Source organism: Paenibacillus sp. S-12 (genome assembly GCF_030363895.1).
GTDB lineage: Bacteria > Bacillota > Bacilli > Paenibacillales > Paenibacillaceae > Paenibacillus_B > Paenibacillus_B alvei.
Map to the genome: position 1 here is coordinate 162191 of NZ_JASIUF010000005.1, position 21110 is coordinate 183300.

The following is a 21110-nucleotide window of genomic DNA, read 5'->3' on the forward strand; positions in this document are numbered from 1 at the left end:
GGGAAGGAGAACGACATGATGACAACATTTAAACGAATACATCTTATCGTAATGGACTCTGTAGGCATCGGAGAAGCTCCTGATGCTGCACAATTTGATGACGTAGGCTCAGATACATTAGGACATATTGCACAGGAATGCGGAGGGCTCAACATGCCCAACATGGCAGCACTCGGCTTGTCCAATATCCGTTCGATTCCTGGCATAGAGGTGGCCGAGCGTCCCCTGGGCTATTATGGAAAAATGCAAGAAACCTCCCGCGGCAAAGATACGATGACAGGTCATTGGGAGATCATGGGTCTCTATATTGATACCCCGTTCCGCGTATTCCCTGATGGATTCCCCGCTGAGCTGATTGAGCGTATTGAGGCGAAGACAGGGCGCAAGGTAATTGGCAATAAGCCGGCAAGCGGAACCGAAATTATCGATGAGCTTGGCGAGGAGCATGTAAAGACAGGCGCACTCATTATCTATACATCTGCGGATTCTGTCCTTCAAATTGCAGCACACGAAGAGGTAGTTCCATTGAAGGAACTGTACGAGATTTGTGAGTTCTGTCGCGAGATTACCCGAGATGATCCATACATGCTTGGACGGATCATCGCTCGTCCATTTGTAGGAGAGCCTGGAAACTTTACGCGAACAGCGAATCGTCATGATTATGCGCTGAAGCCATTTGGCCGCACAACGATGAATGAACTGCAGGATCAAGGCTTTGATGTCATCGCATTGGGTAAAATTTCGGATATTTATGATGGTGAAGGAATTACAAAGGCGATTCGAACAAAGTCTAATATGGACGGTATGGATAAATTTATTTCAACATTGGATGAGTCCTTCACGGGATTATGCTTCCTGAATCTTGTGGACTTTGATGCATTGTTCGGGCATCGCCGCGATCCAAAAGGCTATGGACACGCGTTGGAAGAGTTCGATGCGCGCTTGCCAGAGGTATTCGCGAAGATGACAGACGACGATCTGCTTCTTATTACTGCGGATCATGGCAATGACCCAACTTACAAGGGCACAGACCACACGCGAGAGTATGTTCCGTTGATTGCCTACTCTCCACGCTTTGCAGCAGGAGGTAAGGAACTTCCGCTGCGCGGCACGTTTGCGGATATCGCGGCAACGGTGGCAGAAAACTTTGCTGTTGCAGCGCCTGCTTATGGCAAGAGCTTTTTAACGGATTTGAAATAATTCATCTTACTGGAGGAACATAGTTATGAGTGTACACATTGGAGCGAAACAGGGCGAAATTGCAGAAACGATATTGCTGCCAGGAGATCCGCTGCGCGCGAAATATATCGCAGAAACGTACTTGGAGGATATTACTTGCTACAACGAGGTTCGCGGGATGCTCGGCTTTACAGGGACATATAAAGGCAAGCGCATCTCTGTACAAGGTACAGGCATGGGAATTCCGACAACAAGCATTTATGTGAATGAGCTGATCAATGAGTATGGTGTAAAGAATTTGTTCCGTGTAGGCACATGCGGCGCGATGCAGAAGGACGTTCATGTGCGCGACGTCGTGCTTGCTCAAGCAACTTGTACGGATTCCAGCATGAACCGTCACGTATTTGGCGGATACGACTACTCCCCAATTGCCAGCTTCTCATTGTTGAAGAACGCTTATGACAATGCGGTTGCGAAGGGCATGAATGTACATGTCGGCAACATTTTCACATCCGATATGTTCTATCGCGACGACAAGTCCGTAGTTCAGAAGCTGATGGACTATGGCGTATTGGCGGTAGAAATGGAAACTACGGCGCTTTACACGCTGGCTGCGAAATACAGTGTCAACGCACTGACAATTTTGACCGTGAGTGATCACTTGCTGACAGGTGAAGAAACGACATCGCAAGAGCGTCAAACAACGTTCAACGACATGATGGAAGTAGCGTTGGAGACAGCTATTTCGTTGTAAGAAGGAATCTCAAATTGTCACTAGGAATCAGTAAAAGGAAATAGATTGCTGCATGTTCTGAGTAAGTTCGTTTACAAAGGAAGAGAATAGTCTTCGTTACTGATATCAGCAAGTTAACCAATATCCAATGGAGAGCGAGGAGATTCAACGATGAGAATGGTGGATTTGATTGCGAAGAAGCGTGACGGCAAGGAACTGACAACAGAGGAAATCAACTTTGTTATTGAAGGCTATACAAAGGGGGATATCCCGGATTATCAAGTCAGTGCTTTTGCGATGGCCATTTATTTTCAGGATATGTCGGAGCGTGAACGGGCAGATCTGACGATGGCAATGGTCAACTCCGGAGAAACCATTGATCTCTCCGCAATTGAAGGCGTTAAGGTGGATAAGCACTCGACTGGTGGTGTCGGCGATACGACAACGCTTGTACTGGCGCCGCTAGTTGCTGCATTGGATATTCCAGTTGCCAAAATGTCCGGGCGCGGACTTGGACATACAGGCGGCACGATTGATAAGCTTGAGGCAATCGAAGGGTTCCATGTGGAAATTACCAAGGATGAGTTTGTGAACCTTGTTAATCATCATAAAATTGCAGTTATCGGTCAGACAGGCAACCTTACGCCTGCAGACAAGAAGCTGTATGCACTGCGTGATGTAACAGCGACTGTCAACTCCATTCCGCTCATTGCCAGCTCAATTATGAGCAAGAAGATTGCTGCCGGCTCTGACGCTATCGTGCTTGATGTGAAAACTGGGGCAGGAGCATTCATGAAGACAGCAGAGGATGCAAAGGAACTAGCTCACGCGATGGTAAGCATCGGTAACAATGTCGGCCGTAAGACAATGGCTGTTATTTCCGATATGAGCCAGCCGCTTGGCCGGGCAATCGGCAACTCGCTTGAGGTACAGGAAGCGATTGATACACTGCGCGGACATGGACCTGAGGATTTGGAAGAGCTTTGCCTTGCGCTCGGCAGACAGATGGTATTCTTGGCTGGCAAGGCTTCCTCTTTAGAAGAAGCAGAAGAGAAGCTGAAGGAAGTTATTCACAATGGCAAGGCATTGGAGAAGTTCAAGGAGTTCATTGCGAACCAAGGCGGCAATCCAGAAGTTGTCGACGATCCGAACAAGCTGCCGCAAGCGGCATACAAGATCGAAGTTCCGGCGCGTGAAGACGGCGTAGTTGCTGAAATCATTGCTGACGAGATCGGGACAGCAGCAATGCTGCTGGGAGCAGGCCGTGCAACGAAGGAATCCGAAATCGATCTTGCAGTAGGCTTAATGCTAAACAAGAAGATTGGCGATGCTGTTAAGGCAGGCGAGTCTTTGGTAACAATCCATACGAATCGTGAAAATGTGGATGACGTCATTGCAAAAATTTACGAGAACATTCGGATTAGCGATCATGCTGAGGCACCGGTGCTTGTCCATAATATCGTAACGGAATAAATATAAGTTTCATTAAAGAGCAGGATGCGGGCACAGATGCCTTGCCGCCTGCTCTTTTTTATACTGCTTTTTGGTGTAATTGCGTGTACATTTTATTAAAAACTTTAACATTGAACACCTTTCCCAATATGTACCCAGCGTGGATAGTGGAATTGAAATCATGCTATGATGAACTCATCAATATCGTAAGGGGGAACTGCATGAGATTTTTTCCGCTTGGAGATACAGCGATCGTCGTTGAATTTGGTACCGTCATCGGATCGGACACTCATGATCAAGTTCGGTTGTTGTCGCTTTACCTTGATGAGCATCCGATGTATGGAATGATTGAATATGTTCCCGCTTTTACGACTGTTACGGTATTTTATAATCCGGTATTACTGCGGTATTCAAAGGCGCAAAAAGCGTTAGAAAGCGCCGCAGCCCAATCGTTACAAATGAAGCTTGAAGGCAATGTTCGAACTGTTGACATTCCGGTATGTTATGGCGGGAGCTTTGGACCCGATTTGGAGGAGGTCGCTTCGCATAACGAGCTATCACCGGATGAAGTTGTTCGTATTCACAGCAGCGGTGAATATGTTGTTTATTTGCTTGGATTTGCGCCAGGATTTCCGTTTTTGGGCGGCATGTCGGAGCGGATTTCCACACCAAGGCGCTCCACACCAAGGCTTGCGATTCCATCGGGAACGGTCGGGATTGCCGGTATGCAAACAGGAGTGTATCCAATCGTTACGCCTGGCGGCTGGCAATTGATCGGACGCACGCCAGTGCCGCTATTTCGTCCAGACATGAATCCTCCAACCTTGCTTAGGACAGGGGATAGTGTACGCTTTTTGCCGATTACAGAAGAGGAATACAAGAAATGGGAGGGGCACGGGACATGTATATCCGGGTAAAAGCGGCGGGCATGTTGACGACGGTTCAGGATCTCGGCCGTTTTGGGTTGCAAAAGTATGGCGTACTTATAAGCGGTGCAATGGATGCGGCGGCACTAAGGATGGCGAACTTGCTGGCAGGCAATGAAGAGGGCGAGGCGGCTTTGGAGATAACGCTGCTTGGGCCACAGCTTGAATTTGAAAAGGGAGCCGTGATCGCTTTAGCGGGAGGCGACCTGTCTCCTAGCATTGATGGAATGGCCATTCCGCTCTGGCGCCCCGTGTATGTTCCTGCGGGAAGCACACTGAATTTCGGGCGAGTCTTATCGGGCTGTAGAGCCTATCTGGCAATAAGCGGCGGGATTGCCGTTCCGAAGGCAATGGGGAGCAGCAGCACTTATTTGCGGGCAGGAATAGGCGGAGTGCATGGTCGAGCGCTTGAGGCTGGAGATGTGCTGGAAACAGGTGAATCTGTGGAATGGTTCAAAACATGCTCCGATAAAACAGTCGTCATGCCGTGGGGGGCAGGTCATTCGATTCGGCCTGCATACCAAGAGAATCCGGTGATTCGCGTCGTCCGTGGTCCTGAGTTTGACAAATTCAGTGCAGAGAGCAAGCAGCGTTTATGGACGGAACCGTTCCGTGTCACGACACAGTCGGATCGGATGGGCTATCGGCTCGCAGATGTGCCGCTTGCTGTGGCAGCACCTGTTGAAATGATATCGTCTGCCGTTAGCATGGGCACGATTCAAATACCGCCGGAAGGCAATCCGATCGTGTTGTTGGCGGATCGGCAAACGGTCGGCGGATATCCTCGAATCGCTCATGTAATTAGTGTGGATTTGCCGCTTATCGCCCAAGTGAGACCAGGCGGGTGCATTCGATTTACAGAGGTAACACAAGAAGAAGCGCAAGAATTGTATGTGAAGCGGGAACAAGAAATTGCCCAATTCCGGCAGGGGCTGTCCCTGCGGATGCGTTAGGAGGAGAGAGGTATTATGCATCGAATCGATATAAACTGCGATATGGGAGAGAGCTTTGGCGCATATCAGCTTGGCTCAGATGAGGCCATATTGCCGTTCGTGACGTCCGTGAATATTGCTTGCGGTTTCCATGCCGGCGATCCAACCGTCATGAGGCGGACTGTAGCGGCAGCACTTGAGCGCGGGGCAGCGATTGGGGCCCACCCAGGACTGCCTGATCTAGCTGGATTCGGAAGGCGAAACCTCGATATTACTCCTGAGGAAGCTTATGATATGGTTGTCTATCAGGTCGGGGCACTGTACGGATTTGTTACGGCGGCCGGTGGACAGATGCAGCATGTGAAGCCGCATGGTGCGTTATACAATATGGCTGCAAGCGACTATGCACTGGCAGAGGCGATTGCCCGGGCTGTCCATGATTTGAATCCAGAGCTGGTGTTGTTCGGGCTGTCGGGTAGTGAACTCATAAAGGCTGGACAAGCCGTTGGACTCCGTTGTGCGCATGAAGTATTCGCAGACCGGACGTACCAAAGGGACAGTTCATTGACGCCGCGTCGGGAAGCCAATGCGCTGATTACAGATACCGAGGAAGCGGTTCAGCAGGTCATTCGCATGGTAAAAGAAGGGGTTGTCTACGCTGTTCAGGGTATTGATGTGGCGATACAAGCCGATACAGTATGCATTCATGGCGACGGTGCGCACGCGTTCGCTTTTGCCCAAAGCTTGCGGCAGCGATTGAGTGAGGAAGGGATTGTTATGCAATCCGTTTTAGCAAAGTAGGAGTTTATTCAATTTATCTATCTTGTACTCTAGAAGAGATAGTGTTATAGGAGACAGGCGAATTGGCCTTAAATGGGAAAAAGGTGTTTATGCTTCTCTTTTAGAGAGTTCATCTCTTAGAAAAGCATTGACACCTTTTTTTATTTGTCGATTTTGTGAAAACATTTTCAAAATGACGTAATAAATAATTAGATTCAGTCAATATGTTTTTATATATTGCGTATTATTTATTTATATTATACATTAATTGAAAAGGATAAAATATACATTTTCTTGTTGTTTGGAGTCGGGATAGAACAAGAACTCGGTAACAGTGGAATAGGGAGGATAACCGTGATCGCGAAAAATAAGGAAAGTACTCAATTGGCTGGTCTGTATGTAGATGAATCTCAAAGAAACGTGGCTGTTGCCAAACTTGTGGAGTCTGCTCTCCGCAATGGAGAAGGCCATTTAACTTCGACAGGCGCTTTGCAAGTCACAACAGGCAAATATACGGGGCGTTCCCCGAAGGATAAGTTCATCGTCAGAGAGTCGGGCACGGCTGACCATGTCGCTTGGGGAGAGGTGAATCAGGCTATCACCTCAGAGCAATTCGACTCGCTGTATAACAAAACGATCAATTACATGAAGAGCCGCAAGCTCTTTGTGTTCGATGGATATGCAGGGGCAGACCTGGCTTATCGCTTGCCTGTTCGCTTCATTAATGAATACGCGTGGCAAAATTTATTCGTTCAGCAATTGTTTATACGTCCAACAACGAATGAGTTGTTAACGCATGAACCTGAATTTACTGTGATTACAATGCCAGGCATGAAGGCGGATCCGGCTGTCGACGGAACGAATTCCGAGACGTTCATTGCCATTTCCTTCGAAAGAAAGACTGTGCTTATCGGCGGTACTCATTACGCGGGCGAGATAAAGAAGTCGATTTTCAGCGTTTTAAACTATTTGCTGCCCTTCCGCGGCGTCATGCCGATGCACTGTTCGGCGAATGTAGGTGAGGATGGAGATACGGCGCTGTTTTTTGGATTATCGGGAACAGGCAAGACGACATTGTCGGCTGACCCGGAACGCCGCCTCATCGGCGATGATGAGCATGGCTGGTCCGATGCGGGTGTATTCAATTTCGAAGGCGGCTGCTATGCGAAATGCATTGGACTGTCGCAGGAGAAAGAGCCGCAAATCTGGAATGCGATTCGGTTCGGCTCTGTTCTGGAAAACGTGTGGATTGATGCCGTAACTGGTGTGGCTGACTACCATAGTAATGCACTGACGGAGAATACGCGGGCAGCTTATCCGATTGATTATATTCAAGATTCGATCATCCCCGGTACTGCAGGCCATCCGAATGTCATTATCTTTTTGACCGCAGATGCTTTTGGTGTGCTGCCTCCAGTATCCAAGCTGACGAAGGAGCAGGCAATGTATCACTTCCTGTCCGGATATACGTCTAAGCTGGCGGGTACGGAACGCGGCGTAGCCGAGCCGGAAGCGACATTCTCGGCGTGCTTTGGGGGGCCGTTCCTTCCATTGAGACCGGATGTGTACGCAGAGATGCTCGGCGACAAGATCACGAAATACGGTGTAAAGGTTTATTTGGTCAATACAGGATGGAGCGGCGGTCCCTATGGGATAGGCGAGCGGATAAATCTGTCGCACACACGAGCGATGGTCAAGGCGATTATAAATGGAAGTATCGAGAAGGCGTCCTTCATTCCTCATCCTATATTCGGCATGCTTACCCCTGATGCGGTGCCATTCATTCCCCATGAACTGCTCGATCCGAGAAATATGTGGGCGGATAAATCGGCCTATGATCGTAAGGCGAAGCAGTTGGCGCAGATTTTTGCTCACAATTTCGAAAAATTCAGCGATGTAGCGGAATCAATCAAGCTTGCCGGCCCGCGTCTATAGTTATAAGTGAGAAGGGGCTGCCCTTGTGTTATGAATATAACGCAGAGGCGGCCTCGTTTCATTTGGCGCGAAGAATAATTTATAGAAAAGCATTTCATTATGATGGAAAAGGATTGAAATTGTCTAAAATGGGAATGAAGTGAGGTGTAGTCTTGATGGCGTCAATTGAACGATTGGATGTTTTTAACCACAGCCATTTGCCGATTCTAGAGGCATGGTTTGAAGATTCGGAAGTGCGCGAACGCATGGACGGGATGCTTCCATTACAGGAATGGTTCGATTACATGACGGACAATGTCATGTACTTTGCATGGATGGCTTATCGCGGGGAGCAGCCTGTCGGAGCCATCTTTGTCGAATTGGAGGATGGAACGGCATATATTGGACTCATGACGGAGCCGGCTCTTCGCTCCCAAGGAATCGGCAAAGCGATGGTGCGCGAAGTGATGGCGCTCCCGGAAATGGAATCTGTAAAGACATGGGTAGCAGGCATCGAAGAAGATAATATGCCATGTCTGGCTTGCTTCAAGTCTCTTGGTTATTTGAGTAAGGAAGAGGAAGCGGATGAAGATGGGTTTTATAATTTGGTGTATGAACAGTCTAGTGATGGCACTGCATAGTTGAAAAAATAGTATATCTAAATCGAAGCTATCTAAAGGTCTGCTAGGGTAAAAAGATAGCTTCGATTTTCTTAAGAAATAATATCATTTCGCGTGCACTTCACTGTTTAGAAATCTTTATTATAGAAAATGGACAGAGGCCATCTAATCATTGGCCTCTGTTTGTGTTATGCAGAAAATGGAGTGATGCATATTTGATTTCCGTTATTGCTGCTACTGCTGATCCAATCTGCCAAGCATGAGTCGATAGCTTCCGTTGCCAAAGTGCAGGGTTCGCTTGACGCGCGAAATAATGGCCGTGCTTGCGCCGGTTTCCGCTTCGATTTCCATGTACGTGCTGCCGTTCAACAGCATTTTGGCAACTTCCAGCCGTTGGGACAGCGCCTGCAATTCCTTAGGTGTCGTCAAATCTTCGAAAAAATCATAACATTCCTCGATGCTTTGCAGCTTGATGATGGCCTCCAGCAATTGCTCAATTGCCGGGTCGCCGGAACGCTTGGCACACATATCGTCCTATCAACTCCATTCCGAAATGAATACCATGAATGCGCCTTCCATTTACTTTTTGACAAGGGGCCTTCTATTTCCTCCTGTTTGTTCGAAAAAAATTCACAAATTCAATTCAGATTGCTTCACTCGCTGCTGCTTCACTACGATAGTGCGTTTATGCAGTTCTTTTATGCTGAAGTTGTGCGTGCCAGTGCAGCCGCGGTTCATCCACCGTGCGTTGGAGCATAAGCGCGGTTTAGTACGTTTTTGCTAGATATTGGCATCCGTCTTATACTCTCAGTGGAAGCAATCAATGCGAGTGTAGGAGGATGTTGGAATGAAAAGACAAGCGATTTTCGAAATAACGGAGAAAGAGATTTTCCCGATCCAAGAAATCGACTACATTGAAATTTATACAGGGAACGCGAAGCAAGCGATGCACTATTTCGTCAAAGGGTACGGATTCCGCCCTATTGCCTACTCTGGGCTGGAAACCGGCAACCGGGAGCAAGTATCGTATGTTCTTGAACAAAATAAAATTCGGTTCGTTCTCTCCGGCGCTCTCTCTGATGACCATCCGATTGCCGAGTTCGTCAAATTGCACGGGGACGGGGTCAAGGATGTTGCATTGCGGGTTAGTAATGTTGAAAAGGCTTACAAGGATGCGGTCTCACGCGGCGGAATCGCCATTATGGAGCCGGCCGAATATTCGGATGAGCACGGTAAGGTCAAAAAGGCAATCATCGGCACATATGGCGATACGATTCATACGCTGATCGAGCGGGATAATTACGAAGGATTGTTCCTGCCGGGCTACAAATCGATCGAAGACACTCTTCCGCATCAATCTGCCGGACTGATCGGCATCGATCATGTCGTCGGCAACGTGGAACAAATGGAAGAATGGGTAGCTTACTATGAAAACGTGATGGGCTTCAAGCAAATGATTCATTTCGACGACAAGGATATTAGTACGGAATATTCGGCCTTGATGTCCAAAGTGATGCATAATGGCGGCAGAATTAAATTCCCGATTAACGAGCCGGCGACTGCCAAGCGCAAATCGCAGATTCAGGAGTATCTGGAATATTATAAAGGACCGGGCGTGCAGCATTTGGCTCTGCTGACAAACGATATTGTTGCAACCGTGACGGCGCTTCGCGAAAACGGTGTCGAGTTCCTAAGTACGCCGGATTCCTATTACGAAATGCTGACGGACCGGGTTGGAAGCATTGATGAAGATATTGCCAAGCTTCAGGAATTAAAAATTTTGGTCGATCGCGATGATGAGGGATATTTGCTGCAAATCTTCACGAAGCCGCTTGTAGATAGACCAACGTTGTTTTTCGAAATCATTCAACGAAAAGGAGCTATTGGCTTCGGCGAAGGCAATTTCAAGGCCTTGTTCGAATCGATTGAACGGGAGCAAGAACGCCGCGGCAACTTGTAGTCCAGCGCCGCAGGAAGGAGTAGAAGCCGCATGGATATTACACCGCATGAGCTGCACTGGAGAGACGCTTACAAACTGATGATAGGCTCCATCCTGCCGCGTCCAATTGCTTTTGTGTCCACGATCGATCTGAACGGAACGGCGAATCTGGCGCCGTTCAGCTTTTTCACGGCAATATGCGCGGAGCCGCTCTTGATCTGCTTTGCCCCAATGCGCCGAGGGACGGACGGGTGCAAGAAGGACACCCTTGTCAATATTGAAGCGACCGGCGAATTCGTGGTCAATATTGTTGGAGAACAGATCGTCGAACCGATGAATGAAACGGCCGTCGAATTCGATCCCGAGGTGGATGAGTTCCAGGCTGCGGGCTTGACTCCAATCCCGAGCGAAGTCATTCGCCCTTACCGGGTGAAGGAAAGCGGCATTCATTTGGAGTGCGTGGTTCATGATATTCTCCATTTCGGCGATCAGCCGGGCGCTGGCAGCCTTGTTATCGGCAAGGTTGTGCTGATGCATATAAACGACGAGTTGTATGCAGACGGCAAAATCAACATGGAGAAGCTGCTCCCGATCGGACGCATGGCCGGCCAAGTTTACACCCGTGCCGCTGCTGACACCTTCATGCTGGAGCGAAAAAAATAACGGCGTACGGAAAGCGGGAGGTTCTATGAAGTTCGTGACATTTGACACCGGAACGGGCGCGCCGCGTTCCGGTTGGCTGCGGGAAGGCTGCATCGTCGACATGCATGAGGTCAGTGACGGGCACCTGCCGAGCGAATTGCTGGAATTGGTACGCCGACATGAGGACTATATGGAGGAGGCAGGGAGAATCGACAGATGCCTTGGCTCTAATGCGGAAACGATGCTCGCGCATAAGGGAGTCTATCCGGCATCCGCTGTCGCTCTGCTCGCTCCGCTTCCGAAGCCGCCGAGCCTCCGTGATTTCTATGCCTTCGAAGCGCATGTGATCGGGGCTAGGCGGAGAAGGGGGCTCGATATTATTCCGGAATGGTACCAGTTCCCGGTGTTCTATTTCAGCAACCATCAGGCCATAGTCGGCCCGGACGTGCTTATCCGCATACCTTCCGCCACCTCCGCTCTGGATTACGAGTTGGAGGTGGCCTGCGTCATCGGCAAGGAAGGACGCGATATTACTGCCGAAGAAGCTGATTCCTATATATTCGGCTATTGCATTATGAACGATTGGAGCGCGCGTGATATTCAGCGGGAAGAAGTGAAGGTCGGCCTTGGCCCGGCAAAGGGCAAGGATTTTGCCACCTCGCTCGGCCCATGTCTGATTACTAAGGACGAACTGGAGCGGTATCGCGTAGGCGCGCGCCATGACTTGGCAATGACGGCTCGCGTCAATGGCGCCGAGTTGTCGCGCGGCAATATGCGTGACCTCCACTATACGTTCGGGGATATGATCGCGCGGGCTTCAGCGGACGCCACACTGTATCCTGGCGATATTATCGGATCGGGCACGGTCGGAACCGGCTGCCTTCTCGAACTGGGGCCGGAGGTGCATCGCTGGCTGGAGCCCGGCGATATCGTTGAATTGGAGGTTACAGGGCTTGGCCTACTGCGCAACACCATCGGTTGAAATGGCCGAAGGAGCCGCTTTGCAGGTATTGAATTGGGAAGAGGAGGATTCGTGTCATGGCCTATTATCGCCGCATGGGAGACATTCCTGACAAAAGGCATACGATGTTCCGCAAGCCGGACGGCACCCTGTACCGTGAGCAAGTGATGGGTACTAAAGGGTTCTCCGGCATTCAGTCTATCTTGTATCACCATTATCCGCCGACGGCTGTCAGCAAGGCGGAAGTATATGCCGCCTTCGATATTGAGTTCGAAGAGCCGGGAGCGCTTCGCCACCGTCATCTATTGACCGGCGATTGCATGGAAACGGACGACGCCGTCGCTGGCAGACGCTATATGCTAGGCAATGAGGATCTGCTTATCGCGACTGCGAACGTTGATCGGCCGATGGATTATTTCTACCGGAACGGAGATGGGGACGAGCTGTTGTTCGTGCATGAAGGGGAGGGCTCTGTAGAGACGATGTATGGCACTCTCCATTACCGGCCAGGGGATTATATTAACATACCGATCGGCACGATCTACCGCGTCATGCCGGAGCCGGAGCGTGGGCGTACGAAGCTCCTGGTCGTGGAGACGAACAATTGGATAACGACGCCGAAGCGTTACCGCAACCCGCATGGCCAGCTTTTGGAGCATAGTCCGTTCTGTGAACGGGATTTCCGTGGTCCAGATAAGCTGGAGACTTATGATGAGCTTGGTGAATTTGAAGTAAGAACGAAGTCTAGGGGATATATCCATCTGCATATATTCAACCATCATCCTTTTGATGTTGTAGGATGGGATGGTTATTTGTATCCGTGGATTTTCAATATTGCCGATTTCGAGCCGATTACGGGCCGTATTCATATGCCGCCGCCGATTCACCAGACCTTTGAGGGGAATAACTTTGTCATCTGCTCCTTCGTGCCCCGATTATACGATTATCATCCCGAGGGGATTCCTGCCCCATATTTCCACAGCAATGTAGACAGCGACGAGGTGCTCTATTATGTCAGAGGCAACTTCATGAGCCGCAAGGGAGTGAAGGAAGGTTCGATTACCTTGCATCCGTCAGGCATCCCGCATGGCCCGCATCCCGGCAAGATCGAAGACAGCATCGGCAAAAAGGAAACGACAGAGCTTGCGGTCATGATCGACACGTTCCGTCCGCTGCGCGTTGTCAAGCAAGCACTGTCCTGCGAGGATACTCAATACATGTATAGCTGGTGCGCGGGTTCGCCGGAAGCGTCGCGAACCGTGTAAGCGCGTGTATGTGGTGCAAGAAACGCTGATGAAAGGAGCGCATGGCATGAAGGATAGGAAAGTCGTGCATTCCGCCGCTGAGGCGATAGAGGGAATTCAGGACGGTGCTACCTTGATCGTGGGTGGATTCGGCCTATGTGGGATCCCCGAGCTGGCTATTGCGGCGCTGAGAGACAGCGGTGTGAAAAATTTGACCGTCGTCAGCAATAATTGCGGCGTGGACGACTGGGGACTCGGTCTCCTGCTTGCGAACCGCCAAATCAAGAAGATGATAGCCTCATATGTCGGGGAGAACAAAATATTCGAACGTCAGCTTTTGAATGGTGAGCTGGAGGTGGAGCTCGTTCCGCAGGGCACGCTAGCTGAGCGTATTCGTGCAGGCGGAGCTGGCATCCCAGCCTTCTATACGGCGACCGGCGTCGGTACGCCGATAGCGGAAGGCAAGGAACATAAACAGTTCCATGGCCGCACATACATGATGGAAGAAGCGATTGTCGGCGATGTTGCGTTCGTGAAGGCGTGGAAGGGTGATACGCTCGGCAACCTTGTATACAGGAAGACAGCAAGAAATTTCAATCCGCTGGCAGCGGCAGCGGGCAAAATTACGATTGCCGAGGTAGAGGAACTGGTAGAGCCGGGACAATTGGATCCGAATCATATTCATACGCCCGGTATTTATGTACAGCGAATACTCCACGGAACTGGATACGAAAAGCGGGTGGAACGGCGCGTTGTCCAGTCGGCGGCGCAGCAAAGAACGGAGGGATACGCATGAGTGACGCGCGTAAGACCATCGTCCGGCGAGCCGTGTTAGAGATTGCGGACGGGATGACAGTCAATCTCGGCATCGGCATGCCGACCCTCATTGCAGGCATCATTCCGCTAGAGTTCGATGTGATGCTCCATTCGGAGAACGGCCTGCTCGGCATCGGGCCGTACCCATTTGAAGGGAGCGAGGATCCGGATCTGATTAACGCAGGCAAGGAGACGGTAAGCGCAGTGGAGGGGGCATCCTACTTCGACAGTGCCGAATCGTTCGCCATGATCCGCGGCGGTCATATCGACCTCGCCATTCTGGGTGGAATGGAAGTTTCGGAGCAGGGCGATTTAGCGAATTGGATGATTCCCGGCAAAATGATTAAAGGCATGGGAGGCGCCATGGATTTGGTGAACGGCGCCCGGCGCATCGTTGTCATTATGGAGCATGTGAATAAGCATGGCGAATCTAAAATCAAACGCGAGTGCAGCTTGCCGCTGACGGGCAAACGAGTCGTCAACCGGTTAATTACCGATTTGGCCGTGTTTGATTTTACCGAAGAAGGCATGGTCTTGATCGAGACACAGCAGGGAGTTGACGTAGAAGAGATTCGGCACAAAACCGAGGCGCCATTCCGGGTAAGTCCTGTGTTGAACGCGGAGAACGCAGCGCCTCGGGCATCGGAGTAAAGGGCTTAGGAGGGTCGTGTATGCAAGTGTCTGTCAAGATCCCAACGAGAAAAGAAATCGAACCGTTGGGCGTGTACGTACCGGGAAAACCAATTGAAGAGGTAAAAAGGGAGTTCGGCCTTACGGATATCATCAAGCTTGCGTCTAACGAGAATCCGTACGGCTGTTCGGAACTGGCCGCCCAAGCTGTCGTACGTGAAATGGAGAAGTGTGCCCTGTATCCGGAAGGCACCGCTCCCGAATTGGCTGTGAAGCTGTCAGCCCATCTTGGCGTGGAGCCAGAATATTTTATTGTCGGCAATGGTTCGGATGAAATCATCCGATTATTGACGCGGAGTTATATCGCCGCTGGGGACGAGGCGATTATGGCCGATGTGACGTTCTCACGTTACGAGACGAACGTTCGTATCGAGGGCGGCGTACCTGTTATGGTGCCGCTCATTGAGGGCGTTCATGATCTGGACGGGATGCTGAAGGCGATCAGCAGCAGGACGAAGATGATCTTTGTATGCAACCCGAACAATCCGACCGGGACGATTGTAGGACGCAGCGACCTGCTTGCTTTCATCGAGCAGGTACCGCGCCATATTTTGCTGGTCATCGACGAGGCCTATTATGAATACGTGTCAGACCCCGACTACTTGCAGACCGTGCCTATGCTTGCCAGCTATCCGAATTTGGTCATTCTGCGCACGTTCTCCAAGATTTACGGCTTGGCTGCGCTGCGTGCAGGCTACGGTATGATGCATCCGAGCATCGTGCAGGAGCTGCTCAAGGTAAAGGAGCCGTTCAACTCGAATCGGATGGCGCAAGCTGCGGCTCTCGCCTCGCTGGACGATACGGCGTTCGCCGCAGACTGCGCCCGGCGGAATGAGGCGGAGAGAACAAAGCTGGTTGCGGGATTGAAGCAGTTGGGGCTGTCCTGCTATCCATCGCATGCCAATTTTCTGATGGTGAAGCTGAATTGCTCCGGCGACGACGTATTCCGCTCTTTGCTCGAGCGTGGCGTGGTGGTACGCGCGGGCAGCTTGCTCGGCTATCCGGATACGATTCGTGTATCCATAGGAACAGAGCAGGAAAATCAAGTGTTCATCGAAGCGCTGCGGCATATACTTGGCCCCTGCAAGCCGGTATGAGTGAATCGGGTGGCATCGCATGCTTATCTATGCCGGTCGTACGGGGAGTTTGATGAGCAGTGTTATACAAAAAAATCAATGACGATTCACGATTATTCTTTGCATAGCGATAAGGGGGTGACGGTCTGTCGGACGTTGTAATTGCAAGCGCTGTGCGAACGCCGATCGGCGCGTTCATGGGCGGATTGAGCGAAGTGCCGGCTGTTGATCTGGGAGCACGGGTTATCGCAGAAGCACTGGGGCGAGCCGGGGTGCAGCCGGGAGCGGTGCACGAAGTGATAATGGGCAATGTGCTGCAGGCGGGCAGCGGCCAAGGGCCAGCACGTCTGGCCGCAATGAAGGCAGGGCTTCCCTGCGAGGTGCCGGCCGTTACGATTAATAAAATATGCGGTTCAGGTTTGAAGGCGGTCATAATGGCTGCGCAGGCCATCAAGTCTGACGATGCAGATCTCATTGTTGCGGGCGGCATGGAAAATATGTCGCTAGCGCCGTATGTGTTGTCGCAAGGAAGAACGGGATACCGGCTTGGAAATGGCGTGGTTGAAGACAGCATCCTCAAAGACGGACTTACCTGCTCGATATGCGACATTCATATGGGAAAAACTGCGGAAAATATTGCGGCGAAATACGGAATTGCGCGAGAAGAGCAGGACGCCTTTGCCCTGACAAGTCAACAGCGAGCTCGAGAGGCATGGGAGCGCAGTGAGTTCTCTGCTGAAATCGTGTCGGTGGAGATTCGGACCAAGAAGGGGCTGGCGACGATTGAAACCGATGAGCATTTCCGTCCTGATGTGACGGCTGCTGCCCTAGGCAGGCTTAAGCCTGCCTTCCAGCCGGACGGCACGGTTACAGCTGGAAATGCCTCTGGCATTAACGATGGGGCGGCAGCGTTAGTTGTCTGCTCCGGGCGTATGGCGAAGCAGCTTGGTCTGCCCGTGCTGGCCCGTATCCGCGGCTATGCCTGCACCGGCGTGGATCCAGCCATTATGGGCATGGGCCCCGTATCGGCTTCACAAGTGGCGGTTAAGAAGGCCGGGATGTCGCTTGCGGATATTGACCTGGCGGAAATAAATGAGGCTTTTGCCGCCCAAGCAATTGCCGTCATCGGTGAGCTCGGGATCGATCCAGCGATCGTCAATGTAAATGGCGGCGCCATTGCGCTTGGGCATCCAATTGGCGCTAGCGGAGCGCGCATCCTCGTTACGCTGCTGCATGCCATGAAGCGCAGGCAGGCAGCTACCGGGCTCGCCGCCTTGTGTGTCGGCGGCGGCCATGGCGTCGCTGTCGTCGTCGAGCAAGTATAACATATAAAATAGGAAGCACCTCTGATTCTAATTGGGTCGGAGGTGCTTTCGTTTGTTAGGACGATTAAGAAAGTTTTCATAAGGATTGAGGCGTGAAGGATTTACGCTTATACGGACGTATCTTGTATCCGATGATGCGGACACAATGTCTTCGTCATGGCTACACTTGAATGTAAATTATTGTATAATGTTAAAGAGGCAGTATACTTCAAATTGAAATCAGGAGGAATAACATGGAACAAGCCCCGTCGGTTGAAGCATTGTTTAAGCCTTTCTCGATTGGCTCACTAACGCTGAGCAATCGCATTGTAATGGCGCCTATGACGCGCATGTTCTCTCCAGAGGGTGTTCCGGGGGAGAATGTGGAAGCATACTACAGACGTCGTGCAGAGAATGGTGTTGGGCTTATTATAACGGAAGGGACAGTCATTAATCATCCCGCTGCAGCGTCTCACCCGAACATACCGAGATTTTATGGAGAAGAGGCGCTGGATGGATGGTCTAGGATCGTTCAGTCGGTACATAAGGCAGGGGGAAAAATTATCCCACAGCTATGGCATGTCGGAACCCAGCGTGCAGTCGGGCAAGCTCCGAATCCAGAGGCATTGCCTATTGGGCCATCGGGCATAACAGCTGATGGCTTGAAGGTGAACGAACCGATGACGAAGAAAGAAATCGACATGGTGGTAGATGCATTTGCTCAGGGTGCCGCAGATGCGCAAAGACTTGGTTTTGACGGTATTGAGCTCCATGGGGCCCATGGCTATCTTATCGACCAATTTTTCTGGGAACAAACGAACCGTCGACAAGATGAGTATGGAGGCGGGATTGCGGAACGGACGCGTTTTGCAGTTGAGATTGTGAAAGCTTGCAGAGATGCTGTTGGCTCAGACTTCCCGATCATATTCCGTTTCTCTCAATGGAAAAGCAGACCTTATACGGCTAAGTTGGCCTATACGCCCGATGAGTTGGCTCAATTTTTATCACCGCTGGTAGATGCCGGGGTAGATGTATTTCATTGCTCGACTCGTCGTTTTTGGGAACCTGAATTCGAAGGCTCTTCTCTTAATTTGGCTGGATGGACGAAGAAGATTACAGGGAAACCCGTAATAACTGTAGGCTCTGTGGGACTAGACAGTGAATTTTTAAGTTTCTTTGCGGAGGGTAAAGGGGCCCAAAATGTAAACATTGACGGGTTGATTGAGAGACTTGAACTGGATGAGTTTGATTTAGTAGCGGTAGGCCGGGCTTTGCTCGTCGATCCTGAATGGGCTGTAAAAATACGCGAGGGAAGAGTGGATGAGTTAATTCCTTTTACAAAGGAAGCGTCAAGAGTATTATTCTAATGCGTTTGCTTACTACGCTTAAAGAAAGAGTTCTTGGAAACATTCCTCAACATTGACGTTATTATAATTACCTGTACTTGTAGATGCAGATAAAGGTATTCAGCTACCGCACTCTCAATAATGAAAAGCTGTAAATAGCCCATGTTGGTTTATTCTGTACAAATGGTGTCGAGGCAACTTCCATTTTACTTAAAAACCAACATAGGCTTTATTTTTTTGTGTCTGACTACATCATATAATTTCCGCTATTTGTCCTAACTTAAGCAAGATCGTCGCCATTCTTTCGGTGATGCGGGCACAGGGCCTCCATCATGGCTACGGTTTCCTTGTCCAAGCCTTGATTCCGTTCAATCAGACCATCAGAGATTTTTTCATAGGCAGGCTGTTTCGCATTTTGCCCGAACTTATACTTAGCTGACATCTCCTGAACGTTGATGCGGACAACGGAGGTGCTTTTGATTTGACCCGTATAGTCCGGATCCTCCGGATCAATTGGGGCATAGCCTCCTTCCGGTTGAAGCTTTTGCATAAATGCAGTCAGCGCCTCTGCCTTTTCTGTTAGATCCGGAACGATTTCTGCGAAACCTTTTATAATCACAGACTTGAAAAAGGCAGTTGCAGGGCAAGCCAGCTTTTCTTCCGTGAAATAGGATGGAATAATGGCATACTCCTTAGCTACGGAAAAGGTAACCCGTTGATCGGCCTTCAGGTTTTTCATTTTTCGTCCGGCTACGCTGCCGTGGAAATAAATATGACCATTGTGATAAACGAAGTTAAGAGGAGTCAGTTCTGGCCAGCCGTCTCCATTTATGGTTCCTAAAACGCCAAAGCTCATCTCCTGCAAAAACGCCTCGGTTTCTGCATGATCCATCATTTCGAATTCTTTTCTTCGCATCTGCGAAACTCCTTTCCAAATATCCGGTTGCAATCTCTTTTTATTGCATTCAGCTTACCGCACAGATTGACAATTAAAAAGATCCAATTTAGATTAATTTTACTAGACCATTGGTGACGGAGGACAACCGTATGCAGTTCCATATTCCTTACTATTCTTATCTTGCCCAATGCTCATCCAAGCGCTTGGCACTTTATCAGGCTATACGTGACTGTATCACGTCGCAAGTGCTTGTTATGGAAACGAAATTGCCATCGAGTCGGGAGTTGGCTGCTTTATACGGGCTTTCACGAGGAACAGTCAGCGAAGTGTACGCCATGCTGGCCTCCGAAGGATATATTACAAGCGGGGTAGGGCGCGGCACGTTCGTATCGTTTCAGTCGCCTAAGCAGAAAGGCAATGAATTTCCGCGTCAAGAGCTGCATTTGTTGTCCGACTGGGGTGTCCGTTTGAAGGAACTGGAGGAACAGCAAACTGAGCCAAGTGAGAAGATAAAGGTTCAAATAGGGAGCGGACAGAGGGCGGTAAATTTTCAGGAATTTGGACCAGGCATACAGGCGTTCCCGGACAAAGAGTGGAATCGGTGCTTGTATGCGCAGGCTCGACTTTTGACCAATGGCGAACGACGAAGCCGGATGGGTTCGACCTTGGGTGACGAAGCGCTTAGAGACAGCATTGCACAGTATTTGAGACGCGCCCGAGGCATTGCTGCCAAGGCGAGCCAGATTGTGATTTTCAATGGATCCAAGCAGGCGCTTGCCTTAGCAGCCCACTTGTTCATCAATCCCGGAGATCATGTAGTGGTGGAGAGTCCGGGGTATAGGGGAGTCATTGACGTTTTCCGGGCACAGGGTGGAAGATGCATTCATGCTCCGATTGACGGACAAGGGATTATTCCAGACAAATGGAAGGCGAAGCTGCTTTTTGTCACGCCTAATCGCCAGTTCCCTACAGGCGCCGTGCTGAACATGGAGCGCCGCCAGCAGCTTCTGGCATGGGCTTCGGAGAACAATGCACTTATTTTGGAAGACGATTATGACAGTGTATTTCGCCACCGCGGCAAATCACTCGAACCGCTCAAGGTGCTGGACAGTGAAGGAAGAGTGATTTATATCGGAAGCTTCAGCAATACATTGCTCCCTCATATCCGAATCGGATATGCAGTGCTGCCGTCATCGTTAGTCGAAGTGTTTGCCAGTGCTAAAGCTGCATTTGAGCCGAGTCCAAGCAACTTGCTGGAGCAGCGTACATTGGCATCCTGGATGAATAACGGTCAATATGAACGCCATTTGCGGCGCATGAAACGAATTTACGGAAGAAAGTTCAAACTGCTGCGGGAGCTGCTGACTGCTAAGCTGTCGTCATGGTTTCAATGGGTTGAAGGGGATGCCGGGCTAAGTATATTCGGATGGTGGAAAGGTACTGCTGATCAATACGTACAGTTTCGCTCGAATTGCTTGGCGGCGGGGATTATGTGGTCGGAGACCTGCATCGAAGAACAAGCTGATGGAAACGGAATTAGGTATGGCGCTTATTTTTATTTTCCTCGATTGTCCGAAGAAGAGATCGTTTATGGGGTCAACAGAATGCAGGCAATCGGTTTAGATTTAATTCAAGCATCTGTAAAATGAAAAGAATGA

Annotated in this window: 20 protein-coding genes; 18 read left to right on the forward strand and 2 right to left on the reverse strand. The window is 50.2% G+C overall.

Annotation, left to right across the window (positions count from 1 at the left end; genetic code table 11):
• Nucleotides 1-18 precede the first annotated feature (18 nt).
• The 8 genes from deoB (at nucleotide 19) to NO352_RS03605 (ending at nucleotide 8557) form a co-directional block, all read left to right on the forward strand.
• Nucleotides 19-1200 (forward strand): phosphopentomutase, encoded by a 1182-nt coding sequence (gene deoB, locus NO352_RS03570; RefSeq protein WP_289355168.1) that lies wholly within the window; start codon nucleotides 19-21, stop codon nucleotides 1198-1200.
• Between the two features lie 25 nt (nucleotides 1201-1225).
• The gene (gene deoD, locus NO352_RS03575) at nucleotides 1226-1933 is read left to right on the forward strand and encodes a purine-nucleoside phosphorylase (protein WP_005547680.1); all 708 of its coding nucleotides are present in this window, start codon (nucleotides 1226-1228) and stop codon (nucleotides 1931-1933) included.
• A gap of 150 nt (nucleotides 1934-2083) precedes the next feature.
• Nucleotides 2084-3385 (forward strand): pyrimidine-nucleoside phosphorylase, encoded by a 1302-nt coding sequence (locus NO352_RS03580; RefSeq protein WP_289354913.1) that lies wholly within the window; start codon nucleotides 2084-2086, stop codon nucleotides 3383-3385.
• A 200-nt stretch (nucleotides 3386-3585) separates the two neighbouring features.
• Nucleotides 3586-4281, forward strand: coding sequence for a 5-oxoprolinase subunit PxpB (gene pxpB, locus NO352_RS03585; protein WP_289354914.1), 696 nt, complete (start codon nucleotides 3586-3588; stop codon nucleotides 4279-4281).
• Nucleotides 4266-5243, forward strand: a complete 978-nt coding sequence (locus NO352_RS03590) for a 5-oxoprolinase subunit C family protein (protein WP_289354915.1) — start codon at nucleotides 4266-4268, stop codon at nucleotides 5241-5243. Before pxpB ends, NO352_RS03590 begins: the two co-directional genes overlap by 16 nt.
• 15 nt (nucleotides 5244-5258) lie before the next feature.
• A complete protein-coding gene (locus tag NO352_RS03595) occupies nucleotides 5259-6023 on the forward strand; it encodes a LamB/YcsF family protein (protein ID WP_289354916.1) in 765 nt (254 codons plus the stop codon).
• Nucleotides 6024-6356: 333 nt separating this feature from the next.
• On the forward strand, nucleotides 6357-7937 hold the full coding sequence (gene pckA / locus NO352_RS03600) for a phosphoenolpyruvate carboxykinase (ATP) (RefSeq protein WP_005547715.1): 1581 nt from the start codon (nucleotides 6357-6359) through the stop codon (nucleotides 7935-7937).
• 155 nt (nucleotides 7938-8092) lie between these two features.
• Nucleotides 8093-8557 carry a GNAT family N-acetyltransferase gene (locus tag NO352_RS03605; protein ID WP_005547717.1) on the forward strand — a complete coding sequence of 155 codons (465 nt, stop codon included), beginning with the start codon at nucleotides 8093-8095 and terminating at the stop codon, nucleotides 8555-8557.
• A gap of 213 nt (nucleotides 8558-8770) precedes the next feature.
• Here the strand turns inward: NO352_RS03605 and NO352_RS03610 are convergent, their stop codons facing one another.
• The gene (locus NO352_RS03610) at nucleotides 8771-9064 is read right to left on the reverse strand and encodes a YerC/YecD family TrpR-related protein (protein ID WP_005547719.1); all 294 of its coding nucleotides are present in this window, start codon (nucleotides 9062-9064) and stop codon (nucleotides 8771-8773) included.
• 319 nt (nucleotides 9065-9383) lie between these two features.
• Between NO352_RS03610 and hppD the strand changes: the two genes are divergently transcribed.
• The 9 genes from hppD (at nucleotide 9384) to NO352_RS03655 (ending at nucleotide 18575) form a co-directional block, all read left to right on the forward strand.
• Nucleotides 9384-10496 carry a 4-hydroxyphenylpyruvate dioxygenase gene (gene hppD, locus NO352_RS03615; protein ID WP_005547721.1) on the forward strand — a complete coding sequence of 371 codons (1113 nt, stop codon included), beginning with the start codon at nucleotides 9384-9386 and terminating at the stop codon, nucleotides 10494-10496.
• 30 nt (nucleotides 10497-10526) lie between these two features.
• Entirely contained in the window at nucleotides 10527-11138 is a 612-nt protein-coding gene (locus NO352_RS03620; RefSeq protein WP_005547723.1) for a flavin reductase family protein, read from the forward strand.
• Between the two features lie 25 nt (nucleotides 11139-11163).
• Nucleotides 11164-12099 (forward strand): fumarylacetoacetate hydrolase family protein, encoded by a 936-nt coding sequence (locus NO352_RS03625; RefSeq protein ID WP_289354917.1) that lies wholly within the window; start codon nucleotides 11164-11166, stop codon nucleotides 12097-12099.
• A gap of 56 nt (nucleotides 12100-12155) precedes the next feature.
• Nucleotides 12156-13343 carry a homogentisate 1,2-dioxygenase gene (locus NO352_RS03630; protein ID WP_289354918.1) on the forward strand — a complete coding sequence of 396 codons (1188 nt, stop codon included), beginning with the start codon at nucleotides 12156-12158 and terminating at the stop codon, nucleotides 13341-13343.
• Between the two features lie 46 nt (nucleotides 13344-13389).
• Nucleotides 13390-14118 (forward strand): CoA transferase subunit A, encoded by a 729-nt coding sequence (locus NO352_RS03635; RefSeq protein ID WP_005547729.1) that lies wholly within the window; start codon nucleotides 13390-13392, stop codon nucleotides 14116-14118.
• Nucleotides 14115-14789 carry a 3-oxoacid CoA-transferase subunit B gene (locus NO352_RS03640; protein ID WP_289354919.1) on the forward strand — a complete coding sequence of 225 codons (675 nt, stop codon included), beginning with the start codon at nucleotides 14115-14117 and terminating at the stop codon, nucleotides 14787-14789. Before NO352_RS03635 ends, NO352_RS03640 begins: the two co-directional genes overlap by 4 nt.
• A 20-nt stretch (nucleotides 14790-14809) precedes the next feature.
• Entirely contained in the window at nucleotides 14810-15925 is a 1116-nt protein-coding gene (hisC, locus tag NO352_RS03645; RefSeq protein ID WP_289354920.1) for a histidinol-phosphate transaminase, read from the forward strand.
• A gap of 125 nt (nucleotides 15926-16050) precedes the next feature.
• On the forward strand, nucleotides 16051-17229 hold the full coding sequence (locus NO352_RS03650; protein ID WP_289355169.1) for an acetyl-CoA C-acetyltransferase: 1179 nt from the start codon (nucleotides 16051-16053) through the stop codon (nucleotides 17227-17229).
• A gap of 233 nt (nucleotides 17230-17462) precedes the next feature.
• Nucleotides 17463-18575 carry an NADH:flavin oxidoreductase gene (locus NO352_RS03655; RefSeq protein ID WP_289354921.1) on the forward strand — a complete coding sequence of 371 codons (1113 nt, stop codon included), beginning with the start codon at nucleotides 17463-17465 and terminating at the stop codon, nucleotides 18573-18575.
• 259 nt (nucleotides 18576-18834) lie between these two features.
• On the opposite strand, the gene NO352_RS03660 is transcribed toward NO352_RS03655, so the two are convergent.
• Entirely contained in the window at nucleotides 18835-19470 is a 636-nt protein-coding gene (locus NO352_RS03660; protein WP_005547738.1) for a pyridoxamine 5'-phosphate oxidase family protein, read from the reverse strand.
• A gap of 131 nt (nucleotides 19471-19601) precedes the next feature.
• Here NO352_RS03660 and pdxR point away from each other — a divergent pair, with 131 nt between their 5' ends.
• Nucleotides 19602-21101 (forward strand): MocR-like pyridoxine biosynthesis transcription factor PdxR, encoded by a 1500-nt coding sequence (gene pdxR / locus NO352_RS03665; protein ID WP_289354922.1) that lies wholly within the window; start codon nucleotides 19602-19604, stop codon nucleotides 21099-21101.
• The last annotated feature ends 9 nt before the right edge of the window (nucleotides 21102-21110 follow it).

Bases quoted from the DNA above. Each gene is read 5' to 3' on its own strand.
- deoB (WP_289355168.1), top strand. From the start codon at position 19: ATGACAACATTTAAACGAATACATCTTATCGTAATGGACTCTGTAGGC.
- deoD (WP_005547680.1), top strand. From the start codon at position 1,226: ATGAGTGTACACATTGGAGCGAAACAGGGCGAAATTGCAGAAACGATA.
- NO352_RS03580 (WP_289354913.1), top strand. From the start codon at position 2,084: ATGAGAATGGTGGATTTGATTGCGAAGAAGCGTGACGGCAAGGAACTG.
- pxpB (WP_289354914.1), top strand. From the start codon at position 3,586: ATGAGATTTTTTCCGCTTGGAGATACAGCGATCGTCGTTGAATTTGGT.
- NO352_RS03590 (WP_289354915.1), top strand. From the start codon at position 4,266: ATGTATATCCGGGTAAAAGCGGCGGGCATGTTGACGACGGTTCAGGAT.
- NO352_RS03595 (WP_289354916.1), top strand. From the start codon at position 5,259: ATGCATCGAATCGATATAAACTGCGATATGGGAGAGAGCTTTGGCGCA.
- NO352_RS03605 (WP_005547717.1), top strand. From the start codon at position 8,093: ATGGCGTCAATTGAACGATTGGATGTTTTTAACCACAGCCATTTGCCG.
- NO352_RS03610 (WP_005547719.1), bottom strand. From the start codon at position 9,064: ATGTGTGCCAAGCGTTCCGGCGACCCGGCAATTGAGCAATTGCTGGAG.
- hppD (WP_005547721.1), top strand. From the start codon at position 9,384: ATGAAAAGACAAGCGATTTTCGAAATAACGGAGAAAGAGATTTTCCCG.
- NO352_RS03620 (WP_005547723.1), top strand. From the start codon at position 10,527: ATGGATATTACACCGCATGAGCTGCACTGGAGAGACGCTTACAAACTG.
- NO352_RS03625 (WP_289354917.1), top strand. From the start codon at position 11,164: ATGAAGTTCGTGACATTTGACACCGGAACGGGCGCGCCGCGTTCCGGT.
- NO352_RS03630 (WP_289354918.1), top strand. From the start codon at position 12,156: ATGGCCTATTATCGCCGCATGGGAGACATTCCTGACAAAAGGCATACG.
- NO352_RS03635 (WP_005547729.1), top strand. From the start codon at position 13,390: ATGAAGGATAGGAAAGTCGTGCATTCCGCCGCTGAGGCGATAGAGGGA.
- NO352_RS03640 (WP_289354919.1), top strand. From the start codon at position 14,115: ATGAGTGACGCGCGTAAGACCATCGTCCGGCGAGCCGTGTTAGAGATT.
- hisC (WP_289354920.1), top strand. From the start codon at position 14,810: ATGCAAGTGTCTGTCAAGATCCCAACGAGAAAAGAAATCGAACCGTTG.
- NO352_RS03655 (WP_289354921.1), top strand. From the start codon at position 17,463: ATGGAACAAGCCCCGTCGGTTGAAGCATTGTTTAAGCCTTTCTCGATT.
- NO352_RS03660 (WP_005547738.1), bottom strand. From the start codon at position 19,470: ATGCGAAGAAAAGAATTCGAAATGATGGATCATGCAGAAACCGAGGCG.
- pdxR (WP_289354922.1), top strand. From the start codon at position 19,602: ATGCAGTTCCATATTCCTTACTATTCTTATCTTGCCCAATGCTCATCC.